11 protein-coding genes are annotated in these 21,377 nt (G+C 39.2%); all 11 read left to right on the top strand.

All coding sequences use genetic code 11. The annotated features are described in order from the left end of the window. The first annotated feature begins 69 nt into the window (after positions 1 to 69). The gene (locus DHD80_RS13130; RefSeq protein WP_251741815.1) at positions 70 to 2,076 is read left to right on the top strand and encodes a GDSL-type esterase/lipase family protein; all 2,007 of its coding nucleotides are present in this window, start codon (positions 70 to 72) and stop codon (positions 2,074 to 2,076) included. Positions 2,077 to 2,394: 318 nt separating this feature from the next. Continuing rightward, positions 2,395 to 4,083 (top strand): FAD-dependent oxidoreductase, encoded by a 1,689-nt coding sequence (locus DHD80_RS13125; protein ID WP_251741814.1) that lies wholly within the window; start codon positions 2,395 to 2,397, stop codon positions 4,081 to 4,083. A 6-nt stretch (positions 4,084 to 4,089) separates the two neighbouring features. Continuing rightward, complete coding sequence (locus DHD80_RS13120; RefSeq protein ID WP_251741812.1) at positions 4,090 to 6,093, top strand: hypothetical protein; 2,004 nt, start codon at positions 4,090 to 4,092, stop codon at positions 6,091 to 6,093. Between the two features lie 39 nt (positions 6,094 to 6,132). Continuing rightward, positions 6,133 to 7,491, top strand: a complete 1,359-nt coding sequence (locus DHD80_RS13115; protein WP_251741810.1) for a hypothetical protein — start codon at positions 6,133 to 6,135, stop codon at positions 7,489 to 7,491. 36 nt (positions 7,492 to 7,527) lie between these two features. Then, positions 7,528 to 9,120 carry a sulfatase-like hydrolase/transferase gene (locus DHD80_RS13110; RefSeq protein WP_251741809.1) on the top strand — a complete coding sequence of 531 codons (1,593 nt, stop codon included), beginning with the start codon at positions 7,528 to 7,530 and terminating at the stop codon, positions 9,118 to 9,120. 31 nt (positions 9,121 to 9,151) lie between these two features. Further along, on the top strand, positions 9,152 to 10,927 hold the full coding sequence (locus DHD80_RS13105) for an alpha-L-fucosidase (RefSeq protein ID WP_251741807.1): 1,776 nt from the start codon (positions 9,152 to 9,154) through the stop codon (positions 10,925 to 10,927). Between the two features lie 12 nt (positions 10,928 to 10,939). Beyond that, a complete protein-coding gene (locus DHD80_RS13100) occupies positions 10,940 to 12,409 on the top strand; it encodes a sulfatase-like hydrolase/transferase (RefSeq protein ID WP_251741805.1) in 1,470 nt (489 codons plus the stop codon). Further along, positions 12,406 to 13,365 (top strand): hypothetical protein, encoded by a 960-nt coding sequence (locus DHD80_RS13095; RefSeq protein WP_251741803.1) that lies wholly within the window; start codon positions 12,406 to 12,408, stop codon positions 13,363 to 13,365. Before DHD80_RS13100 ends, DHD80_RS13095 begins: the two co-directional genes overlap by 4 nt. A gap of 10 nt (positions 13,366 to 13,375) precedes the next feature. Continuing rightward, positions 13,376 to 15,043 (top strand): FAD-dependent oxidoreductase, encoded by a 1,668-nt coding sequence (locus tag DHD80_RS13090; RefSeq protein ID WP_251741802.1) that lies wholly within the window; start codon positions 13,376 to 13,378, stop codon positions 15,041 to 15,043. Positions 15,044 to 15,158: 115 nt separating this feature from the next. Then, a complete protein-coding gene (locus DHD80_RS13085; protein WP_279347045.1) occupies positions 15,159 to 15,767 on the top strand; it encodes an SGNH/GDSL hydrolase family protein in 609 nt (202 codons plus the stop codon). A gap of 522 nt (positions 15,768 to 16,289) precedes the next feature. Then, a complete protein-coding gene (locus DHD80_RS13080; RefSeq protein ID WP_251741800.1) occupies positions 16,290 to 21,356 on the top strand; it encodes a PA14 domain-containing protein in 5,067 nt (1,688 codons plus the stop codon). Positions 21,357 to 21,377: the final 21 nt, after the last annotated feature.

The raw sequence follows: 21,377 nt of genomic DNA, 5'->3' as shown, positions 1-21,377 counted from the left end.
TGATTTGGTTTCTTTTCACTAAAATCCCCTCCATACAAGAATCAAAATAAAATTTAAAATTTCTACAGAATGAAAAAAATAATTAGCCTGATATTTTTAATAATGGCGGTTTGTTCAGTTAATGCCAAAACTACTTCACGCGATACCATTTTCATCAATTCAGTAGAGAAGTTGGCCGAATATGCCAAAAAAAGCAATGTCCTGGTTAAAATGAAACCCGGCGAATATGCTATAAACTCTATTGAAATCGGAAAGTTAAGTATTTTTAAACGAGAGAAAAGCAGTAAAAAGAAAGGTGATTTTCGTATAGGTTCACTCATTCATTTCTCAGGGAATAATAGTCAATACTATCTATCTGGAGTTACTTTAAATCTCGATGGAAAACTGCATAAACATTATGCAGATAGTGAGTTTAGTGAATTCCTGGTCAGTGGGAATAATAATTATATTGACGGTTTAAAAACAAAAGATATAGGTGATGTGATACCGTCAAACCGTGTACAAATGTTACGCATCATGGGCGATTATAATACCATTAAAAATGCCAATTTATTTGTACAAGGATCTTCGCCGTATGGTTACGGACATTTATTAGGTAAAGGAGGAGGAGCTTTAGTGGCTAACCATAAACATTCAGTGTTATTGGTAGAAGGAACCAATACAAAATTATTAGGTTGTAAAGTGGTTTCTCATGCTTTTGGTCATGGTATTTTTTTGCAAGGCGCTGTGAATACCTTAATAAAAGATTGCTATGTAGAAGGAAAAATGAGAGCTACTAACGAGATGTTGGCAGAGACCTCGGGACCAGCATTTAGTGTGGGCTTTAAAAGCGATTATCCACCAGGGAAAATTCTACCAGATGAAATAAAATCATTATCAGAAGATGGTATTAGAACGTATCCCCAAGGAGGATTAAACGGCAGGAGAACGCAAGGGGTTACGGTTATTAACTGTACCGTGAAAAACATGCGTTCGGGGTTCGATTTAAGTGCCAATTTACCTCCAACTAAAATTGTGGGTTCTACCGCTATAGGTTGTCAGGAAAAAGGATTTTCTATTGGAGATCATGGCGTTATTGAAAATAGTAAAGGTGATGCTATGTACGGACCACTTATCACCTTTGTTGGGAATAATATCAAAAATTGTAAGGTCGATTTAGAATTAGTGGATACCGTTAGCGAGTATGACGTGCCTCGATTGGCAGAAATTAATGGTTCAGGACATAGCATTACTATTCGAAATTATCAAGGAAAAAAACGAAACATCGAATCGCCTATAGTGTTTGGAGAATCGTTTTGGGATGATGTACATCGTTATAGAAATCCCGATAAACCAAGTGGCACTTATGCAGGGGCTAAAAATATTCAGTTATTTAATTACACAGGTATGCCTGTGAAGCTGAACGATTTGGCCGCTAATTGTACGATAACCAATTCAGAAGAAGAAAAAAGTGTAATTAATGCAGGAATTGGAGGGAACACAACCCAAGATTTGTTAAAAAGAATTGATAAAGATGTATTGGCTAAAAGTCCCGATCTAGTCATTTTAATGGTGGGAACCAATGATATGTTGAATTCTAAAAAAATGATCGACTATCCAACCTATACATCCAATTTAAAATCACTAATTAATAAAATTAAGGATAGTGGAAGTGAGTTGTTGTTAATGAATCCTATTCCGGCAGACAGTGCTTATTTGTTTTTAAGACATGATAAAAGCTTGTTTCCAGAAACCCCAAACCAAAAAATAGATAAAGCAGGAAAGATAGTAAAGGAGTTAGCCAGACAGAATAAGCTTTATTTTTACGATTTAAATGCTGAGTTTAAAGCCTTACATATACCACAACACAATCAGGATTTATTAATTCAGAATGAAAAGAATAGTAGGAAGAAAGATGGCGTTCATCCAACTGCCTTGGGTTATCGGTTTATTGCTCAACATGTCTACCAATTTTTAGTTGAAAATAATCTACTAAAAAAGGATCAAAAAATTATATGTTTTGGTGATTCTATTACAAAAGGTAGCACAAAAGCTGCAAATTATCCGGCTTATCTTAATGAACTGATTATACGTTAAGAGACTTCGGTTAAACTTGTGAATCCAGCGAATTCAGAAGTTCATACCCTTCTGTCATTTAATTTTTCTCTTAATCTGAACTCTATACATAGAGAGTCTGAAATATGTAATAAGTTGAACGGGGTTGATACTCACTTTCTGAATTAATACCCATAGTTTATAGATTATGGGTAATGGTTTATATTTTTTCATTGGGTCAATGAGTAGTATTGTAGAGAGGACCCAAATGTTCAATTCAAAAGTCCATTTTATAAGTGGTCTCCAATAATTCAAAGATCAGTTCTAATTAGAAATTATTATATCATAAATAGAGTATCAATGATGAAATGCAGCTCAAGCTTTAATGCGATTTCCAATAATTTAGTACGTTTTCTTCTACTAATGCTTCCCATTCTACTTATGTGTGCATGTGATTCCAATGAAAAGGAAGAGGATTTTGATGCAGACGTGATCATATACGGCGGAACATCAGCAGCGATAACTACCGCCGTACAATTAGAAAAAATGAATAAGTCAGTATTAATTGTTTGCCCTGAAAAACATATTGGCGGCTTATCTGCAAGTGGACTTGGTTTTACTGATCTTGGTAACAAGGAAGTTATTGGAGGGATCTCGAAAGAGTTTTACCATAGGGTTTATAATCATTATCGGGATAAAGATGCCTGGAAATGGCAGCCAAGGGATGAGTATGGAAATGTAGGACAGGGAACTACAGCTATAGACGATAGCCTTAAAACCATGTGGACTTTTGAGCCTCATGTGGCAGAAAATATTTTTGAAAACCTGGTCGAAGAACATGATATTAAAATTTTACGAGATAAATGGCTCGACAGGGAGAACGGAGTTAAAATGGAAGATGGGAACATCGTTTCTATAACTATGCTGGATGGGGAAACCTATACCGGGAAGGTCTTTATTGATGCTACCTATGAAGGTGATCTAATGGCCGCGGCTGGGGTCAATTATCACGTGGGAAGAGAGGCAAACAGCGTGTATGATGAGCAATGGAATGGCGTACAGAAAGGAGTATTTCATCACAGTCATAATTTTGGAGACCTGAACATAAGTCCGTATGTAATTCCAGGTGATTCCACCAGTGGTGTGTTACCGCGTATTTCCACCGCTCCCCCGGGAGAACAAGGTTCTGGTGATAAGCGGGTACAGGCTTATAATTATAGATTATGTACCACAAATGCAGAGGGGAATGTGGTTCCTTTTGAAAAACCAGAAAATTATGACCCGGCAGAATATGAATTGTTGAGAAGGGTATTTAAAGCCGGCAGACATGCCATGTTTGGTGGCGGGAAAATTCCGAATAAGAAAAGGGATGTTAACAATGTAGGGCCTTTTAGTTCAGATAATATCGGGATGAACTATGACTATCCGGAAGCATCTTACGAAGAAAGAGAAAAAATACTGGAAGAACATATCAATTATCATAAAGGCCTCTTATACTTCTGGGGACACGATGAGAGTGTACCAGAAAACCTGAGGGATAATATCAATAAATGGGGATTAGCGAAAGATGAGTTTGTAGATAACGATCACTGGCCGTATCAAATTTATGTAAGAGAGGCTAGAAGAATGGTAGGGGAATTTGTAATGACAGATAACGAAATCCTTGGAAAAAAGGAAGTTTCCCAACCTATTGGGATGGGGTCTTATGCCATGGATTCTCATAATGTTCAGCGTTATATTACCAAAGAAGGTTATGTTCAAAATGAAGGTGATTTAGGTATAGATCCAGATCAACCCTATCAAATTCATTTAGGTACAATTCTTCCGAAGCAAGAGGAATGTAAAAACCTTATTGTTCCCGTGGCTGTATCCAGTTCGCATATTGCATTTGGTTCTATTCGAATGGAGCCCGTATTTATGATCCTGGGACAGAGCGCTGGAACACTGGCAGCTCTGGCCGTTAACGATGAAGTGGGAATTCATGAAGTTCCTTACGAGCAGTTAAAAGATAAGTTGATTGAAGATGGTCAGATTCTGGAATATAAATAGTTTAAAATGAATAGAATAATTTCTTTAGACAAAGCTGGTTTTGGTTATATAAGTGGAAAGAGCCTGATTAGAATGTTTTTTTTAGGCGCATTATTTCTGCTGGCCTTCATAAGCGCTTATGGAGCTGATAATCCTTCCGAAAAGGAAAAAACATCATTGGATATCAGAGCCTACCTGGAAGCGGGTGATAAAGGTGCAATTTATCCAAATAAAATACAGCTTGAAATGTTGAGATCTATTGTTCCGGCTGAAAGATTTCAGCCCGCCCCATCCATAATAAATAGAAATTACTGGGATAAATTTGGAGCGAGTGAGCTTGGAAAAAAGTACTTAAAAGAAGCTTTAAATGCCGTAGAGACAGAGCCGGAAGTACCTATTTCAGATGAGATTTACAGAAGAGCTAATAAAGAAGGGAATAGGAAGATCTATAAACCGCGTTACTACAGGACGATGGATCGCCTGGAGCATTTTATTTTAGCCGAATGTATTACCAATAATGCCAAATTCCTTCCGCAAATTGAAACCTACATCCGCGCCATTATGGATATGAAATCATGGGTGCATCCCAATCATGACGATAGTGAAAATACTGTGCTCGAAGGAAAAAGGGTTACCATAGATCTGGGTGCGAGAAAATTCGGATTGGTATTGGCGCTGGCAGATGAGTTGTTGGAGGACAAACTTTCTGCAGGTCTCAGAAAGGAAATTTCTGAGCAACTGCAATGGCGTATCACAGATTCCTATTTAAAATCTGCCAGAGAGGATGATCCTGAGAGTAATAAATGGATCCGTAGCACCAGCAACTGGAATTCTGTTTGTACCAGTGGTACGCTATTTACGATTTTAACAACTTCAGAAGACAGGGAAAAAAGGATCGCGGCGATAGGCAGTGCTATCAATAGCATGGATTATTACCTTTCCGGTTTTGGCGAAGATGGTTATTGTTCTGAAGGTACGGGCTACTGGAATTATGGCTTTGGGCATTATCTTTACCTCGCGGAAATACTCTATGATTACACCGATGGAAACATTGATCTTTTTACCTTTGACAATCCCGAAAAATTGCAAAAAGTAGCCAATTTCCCCGAAAATTATCAAATCCATCCCGGCCTGTATGCACCATTTTCAGATGGGGTCACCCGGGTAAAAAAGGGGGGTGACAATTTTGCCTATATCATGGCTGCCAAATATTATGGCGCTAAAAAACCGGAAAATTTCGTATCAGACGAGGCTGTTCAATCCCTGATTGTATGGTCAGATATTGAAAAATACACTCAGCAAGACCAGGATTATAGCCCATTACCGCCCGTTACTTATTTTGATGATTATGGAATCGTAATTTCCCGCGGCCAGCAAAGAATACCTTTATCCATTGCTATTAAGGCAGGTCATAATGCCGAGAATCACAATCATAGCGATGTGGGAAGTTACGTAATTGCCTATGGAGATGATATTGTTTCAGGGGATATTGGGGCTCCTTCTTATATAGCCGGCGCTTTTTCTGAAGATAATCCTGCCAGAAGTTCATGGGGGCATCCCGTGCCGAAAATTAATGGTAAGCTGCAATCTAATGGAAAGGAATTCAGGGGAGAAATATTGTCTACTTCTTTCACTGCAACATCTGATAAACTTACTATGAACATTGAACCTGCTTATGAAGTTCCGCAGATAAAAAAGTTGACCCGTTCGGTTGAAAACACGAAGTCAGGCGATGGAAGTATCAGTATTGAAGATCATATACAGGCTTCAGCTCCGGTTAGCTTTGGGATGGCTATTATGACATTATCAGAATATGAGATCGTTGATCCTAATACGATTATTTTAAATGAAAACGGACAAAAATTAAAAGTGTCAATTACTGGAAGTGGCGGCAAATTGAAGATCCAGGATGAAAAAGTTCCCGTGGAACATTTGAGGGAAGGAGGCCCGGCTTTTAGAATTGGGATAGATTTTACCAGGCCTGTTACCGAAGGAACAATAAAGCTTCAATATGAACCGGTAAAAAATTAAAATGAAATTTATTACTGCTTATAGAGCAATTCAAAACACATGAAATTAACTATTAAATATTTCCTGATCACCACCTTCTTTTTTCTATGGAATGCTATGATTGCCAAAGATATAAAGATCAGCAGCCTTGGGGAATTAGCAAATTATGCTTCAAAAAGCGGGAATGTGATAAGTATGGCTCCCGGAACTTATCATTTCAAAGATTATATATCTGAAGAAGCCATGAAAGCAAAGCATGACAATAAGCAGTTTTATTTCATGAAATTCAACGGGAATAACAATATTTTTAAACTGGAGGGCGTCGAGATTATTGTAGATACGAAATTGCGGGAAGCTCTTGATCCGCCCATCCATACTAATGAATTTGTGCTTTCAGGAGGAAACAATACCCTTGAAGGTTTACAAATAAAATATATTGGAAACGGAACTTCCTCCGGAGGGGCAGCTTTTGAAGTTTCAGGCGAGGGAAATGTGCTTAGAAATCTCACTTTATACGTGAAAGGCTCCAGTCCTTACGGCTATGGCGATCTCTTCGGAAAAGGCAGGGATTATGTGATTCGGCACGAAAAACATAGTGGTCTACTGGTAACCGGGAGCAATACTAAACTCTACGGATGCAAACTTTATATGCGTTCTTTTGGACACGGTTTTTTTATTCAGAATAATGCCGAGAATATTTATTTTGAAGACTGTTATGTAGAAGGTGAAGTACGAGAAACAGATGAAATACTGGCCGAAACTTCGGGTCCTGCTTATGATGTAAATTTTAAAACCTGGACTAAAAACCGGGAAGAAAAATACGTTGTCACCCCTGGTTATATGAAATCACTGGTAGAAGATGGTTTTCGCACATACGGCAATATCAAGAATATACATTTTAAGAATTGTACCGCTAAAAATACCCGCGCTGGTTTTGAACTTAGAACAAATGGGGGAGTAAGACTTGAAAATTGCACTACGATAGGTACTGAACGGGCTTACTGGATTGGGGATGATGCGGTGGTAAAAAACTGTAAAGGCGATGCGAATTACGGACCTCTTATGTTTGTTGAAGGCAGTAACGTTGAGGTAGATCTAACGGTAATTCCTGCTGAGTCTGACAGGTTGGTACATGCCCTGGTAACCATTCAGGGAAGCAATAATAAAATCCTATTGAAATCTGAAAACGGGAAAAAAAGGGAGAAAAACCTTCCTATTCTTGTGGGTTATACACATCCTGAGCATGGAGAGGCGATGTCCCCTTACAGTGAAGGAGAAACTAGCAACTTAAATTTAAGAAATGAAACCGGAATGCCTATTGAAATAGGAGCTAAAGTCAGCCACAGTACGATTGAAACCAATGGTGAAATTATCGAAAATAGAAGTGGGTCTACTGAAGTGAAGAAAATTGAAAACTAGTTTTTTTAATCCTGTTAAATATAAAAAATAGAACTTATGCCTGGGACATATATCATATTAATACAAGGCGTCTTCAGTTCTTCTGAAAGAAGTTTACTGAAATGGATTTCCAAATTTTTATTTCTGTTGTTGCTGGTTTTGTATTCAGCCGGGCTTTCTGCACAAACTGCTGAAAGACCTCCTAATATCATTTTTTTAATGACAGATGATCAACGTTGGGACAATATGGGGGCTTATGGTAAACCTGAGTTTAATACACCCAATATCGATAAACTGTCTGAAGAAGGTATTACTTTTGATAAAGCATATTATGCGGTGGCTATCTGTATGCCCAGCCGTGTGACCATGATGACTGGACGGCATATTTCCAGCCACAGGGTCGGGTTTGTAGCTCCCAACGATTATACATTATCACAGGCAGATTTTGCCAAATCTTATCCCGCTATGCTTAAAAATGCCGGTTATCGTACCGGTTTTATAGGTAAGGTTGGTTTCACGGTAACAGAGGAAGCCACACGGCCAAGTACACCTAAGGAACATCATTACAAGAAACAAATGGGAGAGATGTTCGATTTTTTTGCCGGAAGCGAAACCCACGATAGAAATGGAATTGTAATGTGGCCCAAAGATGATCAAAAATTACAGGAGATTTATAAAGAGGGAAGGCAGAATTCGGGAAGAACGCTGAGAACGGGAGAAGCAATGCTCCATTTTCTGGATACGCAGCCAAAAGAACAGCCTTTTTGCCTGTCCGTTAGCTTCTATGCCGTAAAGCATGATAACGATAGGGATGTTTACTGGCCACATTACAAACAATTTGAGGATGCTCAAATGTCTGTTCCGGAGAATTGGGTGGAAGGCGGTAATCCCGATTTACCCGTAGTGGTGAAAGAAAATGCACGGGGTGTGTATCTACACAAACAACGATCATCCACCCCCGAACTATACCAGCGATTGGTGCGTCGTTTTGCCACCCAGGGTTATACGGTAGATGAACAGGTAGGATTGTTAGTGGAGAAGCTAAAGGAAAAAGGAATACTGGAGAATACCGTTATTATCTATACGAGTGATAATGGACGTTTCCATGGCTCCCACGGACTTTTCGATAAAGCCCTGCTCTATGAGGAATCGATAAAAGCGCCTTTGATCGTTTATGATGGGCGCAAACGAGCATCCACTTTTCCGCGCCGTGAGGATGCTTTAATTTCTTCAGTAGATATGGCACCCACGATCGTCTCCATGGCAGGTTTAGAACCGCCAGCGAGTATGCAGGGCAGGGATATTAGTGGGATTTTAAATAAAACTCAGGATATGTCTCAATGGCGAGATGCGGTCTTTATGGAAGATCTGTTTCTTGTGGATATGTTTCAGGAACGCTATAAAAATAATGTTGATGAAATCAATCAAAACCTGATAGATGCTAATAAATCCTACCGGGCCAGGGGAGTACGTACTGAGAGATATAAATATTTTGTCTATTATGAACATGACCCGAAAATCGAGGAATTATATGATCTGGAGAATGACCCGATGGAACAAAATAATCTGGCAGGAAATACGGAGTACTCTGATGTTTTAAAAAACTTGCGTAAACTTACCGAGGAGATCTATTTGGAAGTTGTTCGTTAGAATTTCAGGATTATAATAAAATATTTCGGTAATGAAAATTAAGGATCAAATGAAAAATGTACAAAAATGGCTTATGTTAATAATGGGGATAATCCTGCTTTTTACGAGATGCTCTGAATCTAAAAGCCAGGCTAAAGCAGGACAAAAGGAACCGCTTTCAAAAGAGGAACGCATGGAATGGTGGGAAGAAGCGCGTTTCGGAATGTTTATTCACTGGGGAATTTATTCAGTTCCTGCGGGATTTTACAAAGGCGAGGCACAAACCAATAGTGCCGAGTGGATCATGAATAAAGGCAAAATTCCTATTGCCGAATATGAAAAATTTGCCGATCAATTCAATCCAGCAAAGTTTGATGCCAATAAATTTGTGGCTTTAGCAAAGGAAGCAGGTATGAAATATATGGTGATTACCGCCAAGCATCATGATGGGTTTTCCATGTTCGACTCTAAAGTAAATCCTTATAATGTGGTTGATGCCACGCCGTTTAAACGGGATGTGCTAAAAGAGTTAGCAGAAGCCTGTAAAGAACAGGGATTAAGGTTTGGGTTTTATTATTCGCAAGCCCAGGACTGGCATCACCCGGGAGGCATGGGTAATAATTGGGATGAGGGTATAGAGCGTGTGAGCAGTGATGAATACGTCTATGAAAAAGCGCTTCCGGAAGTTGAACAATTATTAACCGAATACGGGCCTATTTCAATTTTTTGGTGGGATACTCCAAGAAAAATGACCAAAAAGGTGGTTGATAGTTTATACCATATAACCAGCGCCTTACAACCGGGGATTATTACCAACGACCGTTTAGGGGAAGACTATCCGGGCGATCATAAAACATTTGAACGAAAATTACCTAGTGAGAAACCTGAAGATAGATATTGGGAAATTTGCCAGCCTATTAGTGGTAGTTGGGGGTATAGGAGTGATGATGATAATTTTAAATCGATTGAAACACTTATTCGTAATTTGATTGATGCAAGTAGCAAAGGCGGAAATTACCTTTTAAATGTAAGCCCTACACATGAAGGTATATTGAGACCTGAGGCCACCACAAGGCTAAAAGCTATTGGAGCATGGATGGATAAAAATAGCGAATCCATTTATAAAACTCAGGCAAATCCGTGCGAAGAAGAACCGGAATGGGGCAGAATAACGATGAGACAGGAGGGAGAAAATTCGACCTTATATTTACACGTATTTGACTGGAAATCCGGAGCTAAACTTCCCGTAAAATTAAAGAATGAGGTAGTTTCCAGTTATTTGTTAACAGATACCTCCAGAGTTTTTGAAACCACAACTTCTGAAGATGGCATAACAGTTAATATAATGGGGCAGGCTCCAGATTCTATAGCTTCGGTGGTGGTTTTAAAAATTAAAGGAGCTCCAAATGCTATCCCGCGTAAACCAATTAGTCAGGATGAAAAAGGGTCTATTGCTTTGGTCGCACAACGCGCGCAATTTCAAAATTTGCAAGGCCCGGGAGCCGAGTATAATAAATCTAAGGACCATATAGATCACTGGACCAGCGATAAAGCCCGGGTGTACTGGAAGTTTAGGGTAGAAAAGCCCGGTACCTTCAGTATACACTCAGAAATAGCTAATGAAAATGATTCAGAATTATTAGTAACACTTAAGGAGAAATCTGTTCCAGTAAAAATTCCGGCTTCCGGCAGATATGGTGATTTTAATTCAATTGATTTAGGCACATTCACTATAGATAAACCCGGAGACTACGAATTATCCCTTATGCCGGTTTCTGAAAAATGGAATCCTTTGAATTTGAAGAATGTTCAACTTACATGGCAATAAAAATCAACGTTTATGAAATTAATTAAATATTTAGTGATAGCCTTTCTTGTAATGCTTTGCAGTTGTAAAGAAGCCGAAAAAAAACAGGAAAGAAAAAGAAAGCCGAATTTTCTATTCGTATTGGTAGACGATCAGTCACCATTCGATTTACAAACCTACGATTCGAAGTCTATTTTAAAAACCCCAACTATTAGTAAGCTTGCCAAAGAAGGTATTGTAGTAGAGCAAGCACGCCATATGGGGTCTATGAATGGGGCTGTGTGTACACCATCAAGACATATGATCATGACAGGGCGTAGCTTATGGCATTTACCACCTAGCGCAGAATTTCAGCAAGACACCATTCCGAATGAATTAGATGAGCAAACCATTGGTGCTATTTTTAACAGGGCTGGTTATAAAACCATGCGTACCTGTAAAAAAGGCAATTCTTATCCGGGGGCCAATAAACAATTTACAGTGGTGCACGATGCTACAAAACGAGGAGGGACAGAAGAAAGCGGTAGTGCCTGGCACTCGAAACAAGTTTTAAATTATTTAAACGATAGAGAACAGGGAAAAGAAAAAGATCCGTTTTTTATCTATTTTGGCTTTTCACACCCACATGATATGCGTAACGGCACCCCTGAATTGTTAGATAAATACGGTGCTATAAATCATAAAGATGAAAATAGTGTTCCGCCTTTAAATGAAAAACAACCCCAATTACCAGATAATCACCTGTTAAAACACCCATTTTTTCACGGGCATCCGGGATTGCGCGATGAGGAACGCGTAAGTGGTGTTTGGAAAAATAGGGATGAAAATACCATAAGAAATGAACTGGGGCGCGAATATGCATGTTCAGAGAATATTGATATCCAATTGGGTAAAGTATTGAAAAAACTGGAAGAGACCGGCGAATTGGACAATACTTACATTATTTATACCTCCGATCACGGGATGGCAATTGGAAGGCATGGGTTACAAGGCAAACAAAACCTCTATGAACATACATGGCGGGTACCATTTATTATTAAAGGTCCCGGGCTCGAGGCAGGTAAGCGTGTTAAAGGGAATATGTACCTTCTAGATGTGCTGCCTACTTTATGTGAATTAGCAGGAATTGAACCCCCGAACACTGTAGAAGGTAAAAGTGTTGTTTCTGTTTTAGAAGGGGAGCAGGAAGTGGTAAGGGATGTTATGTACGGCGTTTATTCGGGAGGTACAAAACCAGGGATGCGTGCTGTTAAGAAAGGAGATTGGAAATTAATTAAATATGATGTGATGGATGGTGCGGTGAGAGAAACTCAATTGTTCAACTTAGCCGAGAATCCCAATGAATATCTACCTGAACACGCTAAAACAGGTGAAATGGAGACCGATTTAGCCGAAAATCCAAAATATGCCGATAAATTAGCAGAGATGGAAGCACTTTTATTGGAGCAAATGATAGCAAATGAGGACCCGTATCGTTTATGGGATCAGCCTAAAACAGAATGAAATATAGCGTTTTAATACTTTTTTTAATATTGGCAAATCCCCTTTTTTCCAAAGAAATTTTTATTTCCCCTATTGGGAATGATACCGGTGCAGGGACTAAAGAAAGTCCGTATGCCACGATTCCCAGGGTTTTGGAAGAAGTGAAAAAGTTGGCCGGTAAAGAAGCCGTTAGGGTCTGGTTTAGTGAAGGAAGTTATTATCTTGATAAAACCATTGAATTAAGCAGCGATTATTCGGGAACTCCCACAAAGCCGGTAGTTTTCTCAGCCTTACCCGGAGCTAAAGTAAGTATAAAAGGTTCTAGGCGTTTCGAAAATTTGCATTGGAGCACCTATAAAGAGGACATATATGTAACTCAACTGCCGGAAGGGCTGGTATTCGATCAATTGTTTATTAATAATAACAAACAAGTCCGGGCACGCTTTCCAAATTACGATTATCAAAATCCGCTTCGGGATAGCAATGGATATCATCAGGTTACAGACGGAACAAATCAGCGTTATGATAAATGGTTCTCATTTGAACCAAAAAGCTTCACAGATAAGGAATGGAGCAATCCAGAAACGGGAATCGTACATGCTTTTCAGAGCCATAACTGGGGCAATTTGCAGTATAGGATTAAAGAAATCAATCGCAAGGAACATAAAATATACCTTGATGAAGGCGGTTGGCAGTTACAGAGGAGTTATGGTATTGGCGGTAAAGGATCAAAATCGTCATTTTATTTTATTGAAAATATATTTGAAGAATTAGATGTTGCCAGAGAATGGTTTCTGGATACCCAATCTAATTTACTTTACTACTATCCACCGGCAGGAGTAAAGCTTTCGGAAGCTGTGGTGGAAATACCTGTTTTAAAAGACTTAATTCACTTAAAAGGTACAAGCCAGGCTCCCGTAAAAAATATACACTTTAGGGGTTTTCAGTTTACCCACGCTACTTATAAAAATCAATAATATAAAAGTAATGATGCAGAAAAAACCTAAAATTCTAGTACTTATCTTAAACATATTGGTTTTTCAATTAGGATATGGAGTAAACAATCCCCATGGAAAACAGAATGCCGATGTCATCATTTATGGAGGCACATCTGCAGCTATTGCTACGGCCGTACAATTGGCCAGAATGGATAAATCAGTATTAATTGTATGCCCGGAAGAACATATAGGAGGCTTGTCTGCCAGTGGTCTTGGATTTACCGATCTGGGTAACAAAAAAGTGATCGGGGGAATTTCAAAAGAATTTTATCAGGAAGTGTATAAACACTATCAAAATGAAGAAGTTTGGAAATGGCAGCCCAAAGATGAATATGGTAATGTTGGGCAGGGAACCACGGCTATAGATGACCAGTTGCAGACTATGTGGACCTTTGAGCCACACGTAGCGGAACAAATTTTCGAAAAGTTTGTAAAGGAAAATCATATAAAAATACTGCGGAATAAGTGGCTTGATAGGGAAAATGGTGTTAAAATCAAGGATGGTAAAATAGTTTCGATCACCATGTTGGATGGCCAAACATATACGGGTAAAATCTTTATCGACGCCACTTATGAGGGAGACCTTATGGCTGCTGCAGGTATTGGCTATCATGTAGGTCGCGAAGCCAATAGCAAGTATAACGAACAGTGGAATGGTGTACAAAAAGAAGTTTTTCACCATGGACATAATTTTGGGGACAGAAAGATAAGCCCTTATGTAATCGCCGGCGACTCCACCAGTGGGGTATTGCCCCGTATCTCCACAGAGGATCCTGGAGAACAGGGGGAAGGAGACCATCGTGTTCAGGCTTACAATTACAGATTATGCGCGACCAACGCAGAGGGCAATGTGGTACCTTTCCGAAAACCTGAGAGCTATGATCCCTGGCAGTATGAACTTCTGGCAAGGGTCTTCGAAAGTGGCTGGCGAGGGATGTTCGGTGGGGGTAAGATACCCAATAATAAAAGGGATGTTAACAATGCAGGCCCTTTCAGCTCTGATAATATAGGTATGAACTACGATTATCCTGAAGCGTCTTACGAAAGAAGAAAAGAGATTTTGGAGGAACATAAAAACTACCACCAGGGAATGCTGTATTTCTGGCGTACCGATGAACGTGTACCGGCAGATATCAGGAAAAAAATAAATTCCTGGGGACTTGCCAAAGATGAGTTCGGTGATAATGATCATTGGCCCTACCAAATTTATGTGCGGGAAGCCCGGCGTATGATCGGTGAATTTGTAATGACCGAGAACGAGATCATGGGACGTAATAAAGTGGACCAACCTATAGGAATGGGATCGTATACCATGGACTCCCATAATGTGCAAAGGTACATCACCAAAGAGGGATATGTGCAGAACGAAGGGGATCTAGGTGTGGAGCCTGAACAACCTTATCAGATACATCTTAGTTCCATTTTGCCTAAAAGAGAGGAATGTAGCAATCTTATAGTTCCTGTAGCTGTTTCAAGTTCACATATTGCTTTTGGTTCTATTAGGATGGAGCCTGTATTTATGATTTTGGGCCAAAGTGCAGGGACATTGGCAGGTTTGGCTTTGGAAACAGACAATGATATTCACGGAGTGCCCTATAAAGAATTGAGCATGGAACTAATTAAAAACGGACAGATTCTGGAGTATAATGTGGAATAGTTTGCCTACTCTGATAGGAAAAATAGTATTTGTGGTATTACTCATGGTAGTACAGGCATCGGCCGCACAGGTTATAAATGCCGGGGTTAGCGGCCAGTAAGGATCTTCTAAGAGGCTGGATGTTGACGTATTAGAACATCACCCTGATTTAGTAATTGTGATGGTAGTTACTAATGACATGCTTAATTCCAACAAGATGATTTCTTACGAATTATATGAAAGTAATTTGACTAAGATTGTAAACAGAATTAAGGAAAGGAAAAGTAAGGTGCTTTTGATGGCTCCCCCTCCGGTTGATACTACCTATCTGCTCCAAAGACACAATAGGAATGCGTTTCAAGAACTTCCTGTTGAAAAACTGGAAAAAGCAAGAAGAATTGTGTCCAGGCTTGCCCAAAATGAGGAAGTTGAATTTCTTGACCTTTTTCAAATATTCAGGGATAAAAATCTTCCCCGACATAATGAGTACCTGTACTTTAGGAATGAAAAAAATAACGGGGTGCCTGATGGAGTGCACCCAACGAGTTTGGGTTATGGGTTTATTGCAAAAAAAGTCTTCGATTTTCTTAAAGTAAACCAATTGGTCCATAAGGAAATGAAAATTGTCTGTTTTGGCGACTCCATAACCTATGGGACAGGAGTAAAAAAAGGTGGAACCGCCAACGGTAAGAGTTACCCGGCCGTTCTTTCCGGTTTGCTCGATGAGCAATATAACCACAATTGAAAACTATTAAATGTTGGCATAGGTTCCGCTTATTATTTATAGGAAAGACAAATTAAATATAAAAATTCCGGTCCCGAAGAAGTCGAGATGGAACCGGTAAAATACCTGTATGGTTCTGCCTCAAGAAGAGTTGGTTTTAAGAAATTCTTTATTTCCAAGCTGAGCAACAACATTGGCCGATTCAAAATTCTACCCAAGGCCTCTCGATCAGCATGGGCTTAATTCTTTTATTTTTCACAGTCAGAAGCCTGAAAGAAGTAGTTTATAAGAAAAAGGCTTTTAAATTATAATAAAAGCACTATGATTTATAAATCTTCCCCTATATATATAATAATATTATATCACGAAATGAAATTTTTTCAAAGGCATTAACCTTTGGGTATTTTCCTATCAATTGCTGAATACAACGGCAATATATTAACTGTTAGGTGTAAATAACTTTGACCCTCGAAAAATTAACCAGAAAAAGCTAAAATCAACTCAAAGAGTTTGAGGTACTATATAACCAAAACCAATTATTTCATGAAAAACAACTACGTTTTGAAATTTGCAATAATGATTATTGTATTTATTTCTATGCCTAATATGTTGAGGGCATCTGATGAAACAGTCTTGCCGGGAGATGATATTCAAGCGGCCATAGATAACGTTGCTGCTAGTGGGGGAGGTACTGTTACACTTGCTGCTGGAACACATAATATTACTACACCGGTTAGAATGAAAAGCAATGTAACCCTTCAAGGTGAGGGTAATTGGGCGAGTTTACTTAAAACTACGGTAAATATGAAGATGATTATTGCCGATGCCGAAGGGCTGGTAAACCTCACCATTCAAAATCTTGCCATAGAAGGAACAAATGCTTTAAATGGAGGTGGAATCGAAATAGCTTCTTTAGGCGTAGATAATGAAAACATCAAAATTCTAAATGTACACTGCTCTAAAACAGGTTGGGGCGTTCATGTTAAGGGCGCGAAAAATCTTTTAGTTAAAGATTGTTTATTTGAGGAAAATGGAACTGTAGGTAAAGAAGGTTATGCCCATAATATGTATTTGCGAAGAGTTTATGGTGCTGAAGTAAGGGATAGCCAATTTTTGAATTCAATTTCTGCTAATGGCGTCAATATCTCCTATAGTGAGGATATTAAAATTTACAATTGTGAAATGTCCGGTAATTATTTTAGAGGTGTTAGGGCAGCCAATACCGAAGGATATTTAGTATATGATTGTATTGTTGAAAACAATGGAAACGTTGGTATTCTGGCTAATTCTGAAGGGGTACCAACAACTAATATAGATATTAGACGGAATTGTGTTTCCAATAATACCTTGGAAGGGATTCGGGGAGTAAACGGGGTAACAGGAATTGTTGCAGATAACAACTCGTATGCTAATAGTACCGATTATAGCTTGCCAGGTACAGTTACACAATCTGGAAACATCACAGATGCTAGCATAGATTGTGAATATGCAAAAGGCTTAACAAGGGTTTTGCTGAATGCTGATCCAGAAACAGAGGGAGTAAAACTTAGTTGGGTATTTGAAAATATAACGGTAACACGGCAGGATATTTTTAGGGATACAGATTCTAATGCAAGTGGCCGTGCTTTAATAGCCAGTAGAGTAAACGGAACTTCGTTTACAGATAATACAGCTGTAGCAGGAACGCCGTATTGGTATTGGGTGAAGGTAACCGATGCTTCTTCCCAAACTACCAATTCTAATGCAGCAAGTGCTACATTGTCTGGTGGAGATCCTAGTGTAACGCTGAACGCTACATCGGGGGACGGATTTGTTACCTTAAACTGGGATATTGAGAATATTAATGCGGAGGTTGTAGGCCTTTTTAGAGATACCGATGATAATGCGAGTGGGCGTAAATTAGTCGCAAATTATTTAAACGGATCCACCTATACAGATAATTCAGTAGAGAACGGAACTGAATATTGGTATTGGCTTAAAGTAACCGACGATACCTCAACCAACTACCAAAATGATCCGGCAACCTATGCTTTCCCTGGTGCTTCTTCATCTGCCCAGGCGCAATTTGTACATCCGGGTATATCCCATAAAAAATCAGATCTGGATAGAATGAAATATATGGTAGAAGCAGAAATTGATCCTTGGTACACTTCATATCAAAACATGGTTGCAGACTCTAAATCCAGTTATAATTATGAGGTGAGGGGAAATGAAAGTTTTACCGAACTGGGAAGAGATTCCGGAGTCAATTACGGCGCGTGGAATAGTGACATTAGAGCGGCATATTATAATGCCATTAGATGGTATATTACGGGAGATACCAGGCATGCCGATAAAGCTGTCGAAATCTTTAAAGCATGGTCAAATCTTACTTCAGTAACCAGTGGCGGAACTGAATCTTTGAGTGGGGGTGTTGCTTATATTATGATTGAAGCTGCAGAAATTATTAAAAGCACTTATCCCGGGTGGTCTTCCAATGACATTCAGGCATTTAAAGATATGTTGGTATATCCTGGATATTCCAATACAACTGTACCTGAAGATGTTAGGAACAATGCAACTTTCTATTGGAAATCATATCAGGGTGATCCTGTGCGCCATGGAAATCAAGGTCTATCGGGATGGCGTACTGTGATGGCAATGGGGATATTCCTGGATAACGAGATTATGTATGACCGTGCCCTTAGATATATAAAAGGACAACCACATCGTCCGGACGATTTGCCTTATCCTCCCGGACCTAACACGAGTACAACTCTTAAATCTTCGGGGGAGCATGCCGATACTTACAATATTTCTAGAGGCAGCTCGATTGAAGATTATGGTTATAATGAAGTAATGACCAATTATATTTATGAAAACGGACAATCTCAGGAATCTTCAAGAGATCAGGATCATGTGCTTTTTGGTCTGGGATTATTAAGCTCAATGGCTGAAATGGCCTGGAATCAGGGAGAGGATTTATACAGTCATGAAGATAGTAGATTACTAGAAGGATTAGAATTCTCATTGCGCTATAATGTTTCCTATCAGGCTTCCTATCCAGATCAGACTTCTCCCTGGGAACCAACTAATTTTATTCAAGGTTTTGATAGAACAGGCAGGTGGTATTCTAAATCTATGAGTCCTGAGGGCAGAGGTGATTTTACTAAAAATCGACCTAGTTGGGAAATGTCTACCGCACATTATATTGGAAGAGGTATTAAATCTGAAAATGACGCGAAATGGACGCAACGTGCACGTGACAAATCAATAGAAATAGATGGTTACGAAAAAGCTGGATGGACCAATGATGCTATTGGCTGGGGAGGGCTTACTTTCCGAAGACCAGAGGGATGTTATGGGGATCCTATTAGTGGGTTTTCTTCAGGATTTCCCAATTATAATATGAATATCCTGTCAGGTACAATTGAAGCTGAAAATTTTGATTACTCTCCTGTAAGTGGGGAAAGTCGTATTTATAAAGATAATTCCTCAGGGAACTCTGGGGGAGTTTATCGAGCAGATGAGAATGTGGATATAAGCAAACATGCAGAGGGGGGATATATTTTAGAAAATATAGAAGCAGGTGAATGGATAACTTATACGGTATATGTACCTGTAGATGGGACCTACGACATTTCACTAAGATATGCCGCAGCCAATGCTAATGGCAAGATAAAATTCAATTTTGGCGGAACGGATGTTACAGAGGAGCTGGCGATCCCTTATGGTGGATCAAATTCAACCGGCATTTCCAATTGGAAAGATTTTACCGTTGCCAGCGATATAAATTTGACCCAGGGTGTCCAGCCTATGAAGATTATGTTTAGTGGAGAAAGTGAGTCTTTTAACCTTGATAACTTTACAATTTCCTTAACGGGAATCGCATGTCAAACGGCATCTTCTTATGATACACCTGTTTCGGGGATTAATTATCGATATTATGAAGGGAACTGGGATCAACTTCCAGAATTTCAATTTCTTACCCCGGTTAAAACCGGAGTAGCTTCGGCAGTCGACTTAAGTGAAGCGGAACGTACTGATAATTTTGGGTTTGTTTTTGAAGGTTATATTAAGGTTCCAACCAACGGTGATTATACGTTTTATACCACATCTGATGATGGTTCAAGCCTAAGCATTGATGATATTGAAATTGTAGATAATAATGGGGTTCATTCCGCACAGGAAGCTTCAGGGAATATTTGTTTGGATGCAGGATTTCATAAAATAAAAGTAGCATATTTCCAGGCAACTGATAGTCATTCCCTTGGAGTTCAATATGAAGGACCGGGTATTTCAAAAACTACACTTTCCAATCTTTATGCAAGTCCGGTAAATCTGGCGCTCAATGGTATAGCGACCCAATCCTCAACAGCCTATAATGGTCCTCCAGAGCTGGCTATTGACGGTAATATCGATGGAAATTATGGTAATGGCTCGGTAACCCATACCGAGAATGGCACCACGGGTTCAAATACCCTTAAATGGTGGCAGGTAGATTTAGGTGCTGATAAAAATATTACAGAGATAAGAATTTTTAATCGGTCACAACCCTATAGCAATAGGTTAAAGAATATTGTAGTATATGTATACGACTCTAAAGGAGTAGAAAGATTTAAAAAAGTATATACCGACGGCTATTATCCAAATCCAAGCGAAATAATTTATACAGATGGTGTTGTAGGTAAAATTGTGAGAATAGAGAAAACGTCAGACTATGGTATGACACTGGCCGAAGTTGAAGTTTACGGAGGCGCTTTACCTGAATTGGAAGCACAAATTTCGGCTGGGTCAGAGATTATCTGTAATGGTTCTGAAACAGATTTAGCAGCAAAGGTTGAAGGTGGTGTGGTTCCTTATACTTACCTCTGGAGTAATGGGGAGACTACGGAAACAATAACAGGTTTAGGTGCCGGGACATATTCTGTAGAAGTCCAGGATGCACTTGAGAACACCGCGACTGCAGAAATTATTATTGAAGAATTTGAAGCTATTTTTTTTGATTTAGGAGAAGATCAAACCTATTACCAGGGATACGACGATAGTACGATTAGCCTTATGGTAGAAAATATAACCGGTGGTTCAGGAACTTATACCTACCTGTGGAGTACCGGTGCTACCACAAGGAATATTGAGGTAACTCCCGAAGAAACTACCACTTTCACCTTAGAAGTTACTGACGAAAACGGATGTACTGTTTCCGATAATGTAACGGTAAATGTTCAGGATGTGACCTGCGGAAAGAGCAGCGGGGATAAGAAGATAGAAATTTGTTTCAATGGAAATTCTCTTTGTGTAGCCAGGACCGCAATTCCTATATTTTTGAATAAAGGAGCTTCCTTAGGAAACTGTGATGTGGAGAAGCCAGTAGTTATACAGGAATTAGAAGCTTTACCGAATCCAACAAACGGCCCTGTAGAGCTGAAGATCGTTTCCGCAAGAAAAGAAAAGGTATCAATTGAGGTGTATAACCTTTCAGGGATAATGGTAATCCATAACCAAATTCAACTTTTAAAGGGAGAAAATTTACATCATCTCAACCTAGGACATGAGATTAATGGAATTTTCATTGTGTTGGTCAAAGGCTCAGGATTTGTAACAGATGCTGTGAAAATTATAAAGAATTGAATCCAGAAAGGGTAGGATCAA

Source organism: Gramella sp. AN32, assembly GCF_023718305.1.
GTDB classification, from domain to species: domain Bacteria; phylum Bacteroidota; class Bacteroidia; order Flavobacteriales; family Flavobacteriaceae; genus Christiangramia; species Christiangramia antarctica.
Note: the sequence above shows the minus strand (reverse complement) of the source record. Positions and strands in the feature narration are given on the sequence as shown.

Bases quoted from the DNA above. Each gene is read 5' to 3' on its own strand.
- DHD80_RS13130 (WP_251741815.1), top strand. From the start codon at position 70: ATGAAAAAAATAATTAGCCTGATATTTTTAATAATGGCGGTTTGTTCA.
- DHD80_RS13125 (WP_251741814.1), top strand. From the start codon at position 2,395: ATGATGAAATGCAGCTCAAGCTTTAATGCGATTTCCAATAATTTAGTA.
- DHD80_RS13120 (WP_251741812.1), top strand. From the start codon at position 4,090: ATGAATAGAATAATTTCTTTAGACAAAGCTGGTTTTGGTTATATAAGT.
- DHD80_RS13115 (WP_251741810.1), top strand. From the start codon at position 6,133: ATGAAATTAACTATTAAATATTTCCTGATCACCACCTTCTTTTTTCTA.
- DHD80_RS13110 (WP_251741809.1), top strand. From the start codon at position 7,528: ATGCCTGGGACATATATCATATTAATACAAGGCGTCTTCAGTTCTTCT.
- DHD80_RS13105 (WP_251741807.1), top strand. From the start codon at position 9,152: ATGAAAATTAAGGATCAAATGAAAAATGTACAAAAATGGCTTATGTTA.
- DHD80_RS13100 (WP_251741805.1), top strand. From the start codon at position 10,940: ATGAAATTAATTAAATATTTAGTGATAGCCTTTCTTGTAATGCTTTGC.
- DHD80_RS13095 (WP_251741803.1), top strand. From the start codon at position 12,406: ATGAAATATAGCGTTTTAATACTTTTTTTAATATTGGCAAATCCCCTT.
- DHD80_RS13090 (WP_251741802.1), top strand. From the start codon at position 13,376: ATGATGCAGAAAAAACCTAAAATTCTAGTACTTATCTTAAACATATTG.
- DHD80_RS13080 (WP_251741800.1), top strand. From the start codon at position 16,290: ATGAAAAACAACTACGTTTTGAAATTTGCAATAATGATTATTGTATTT.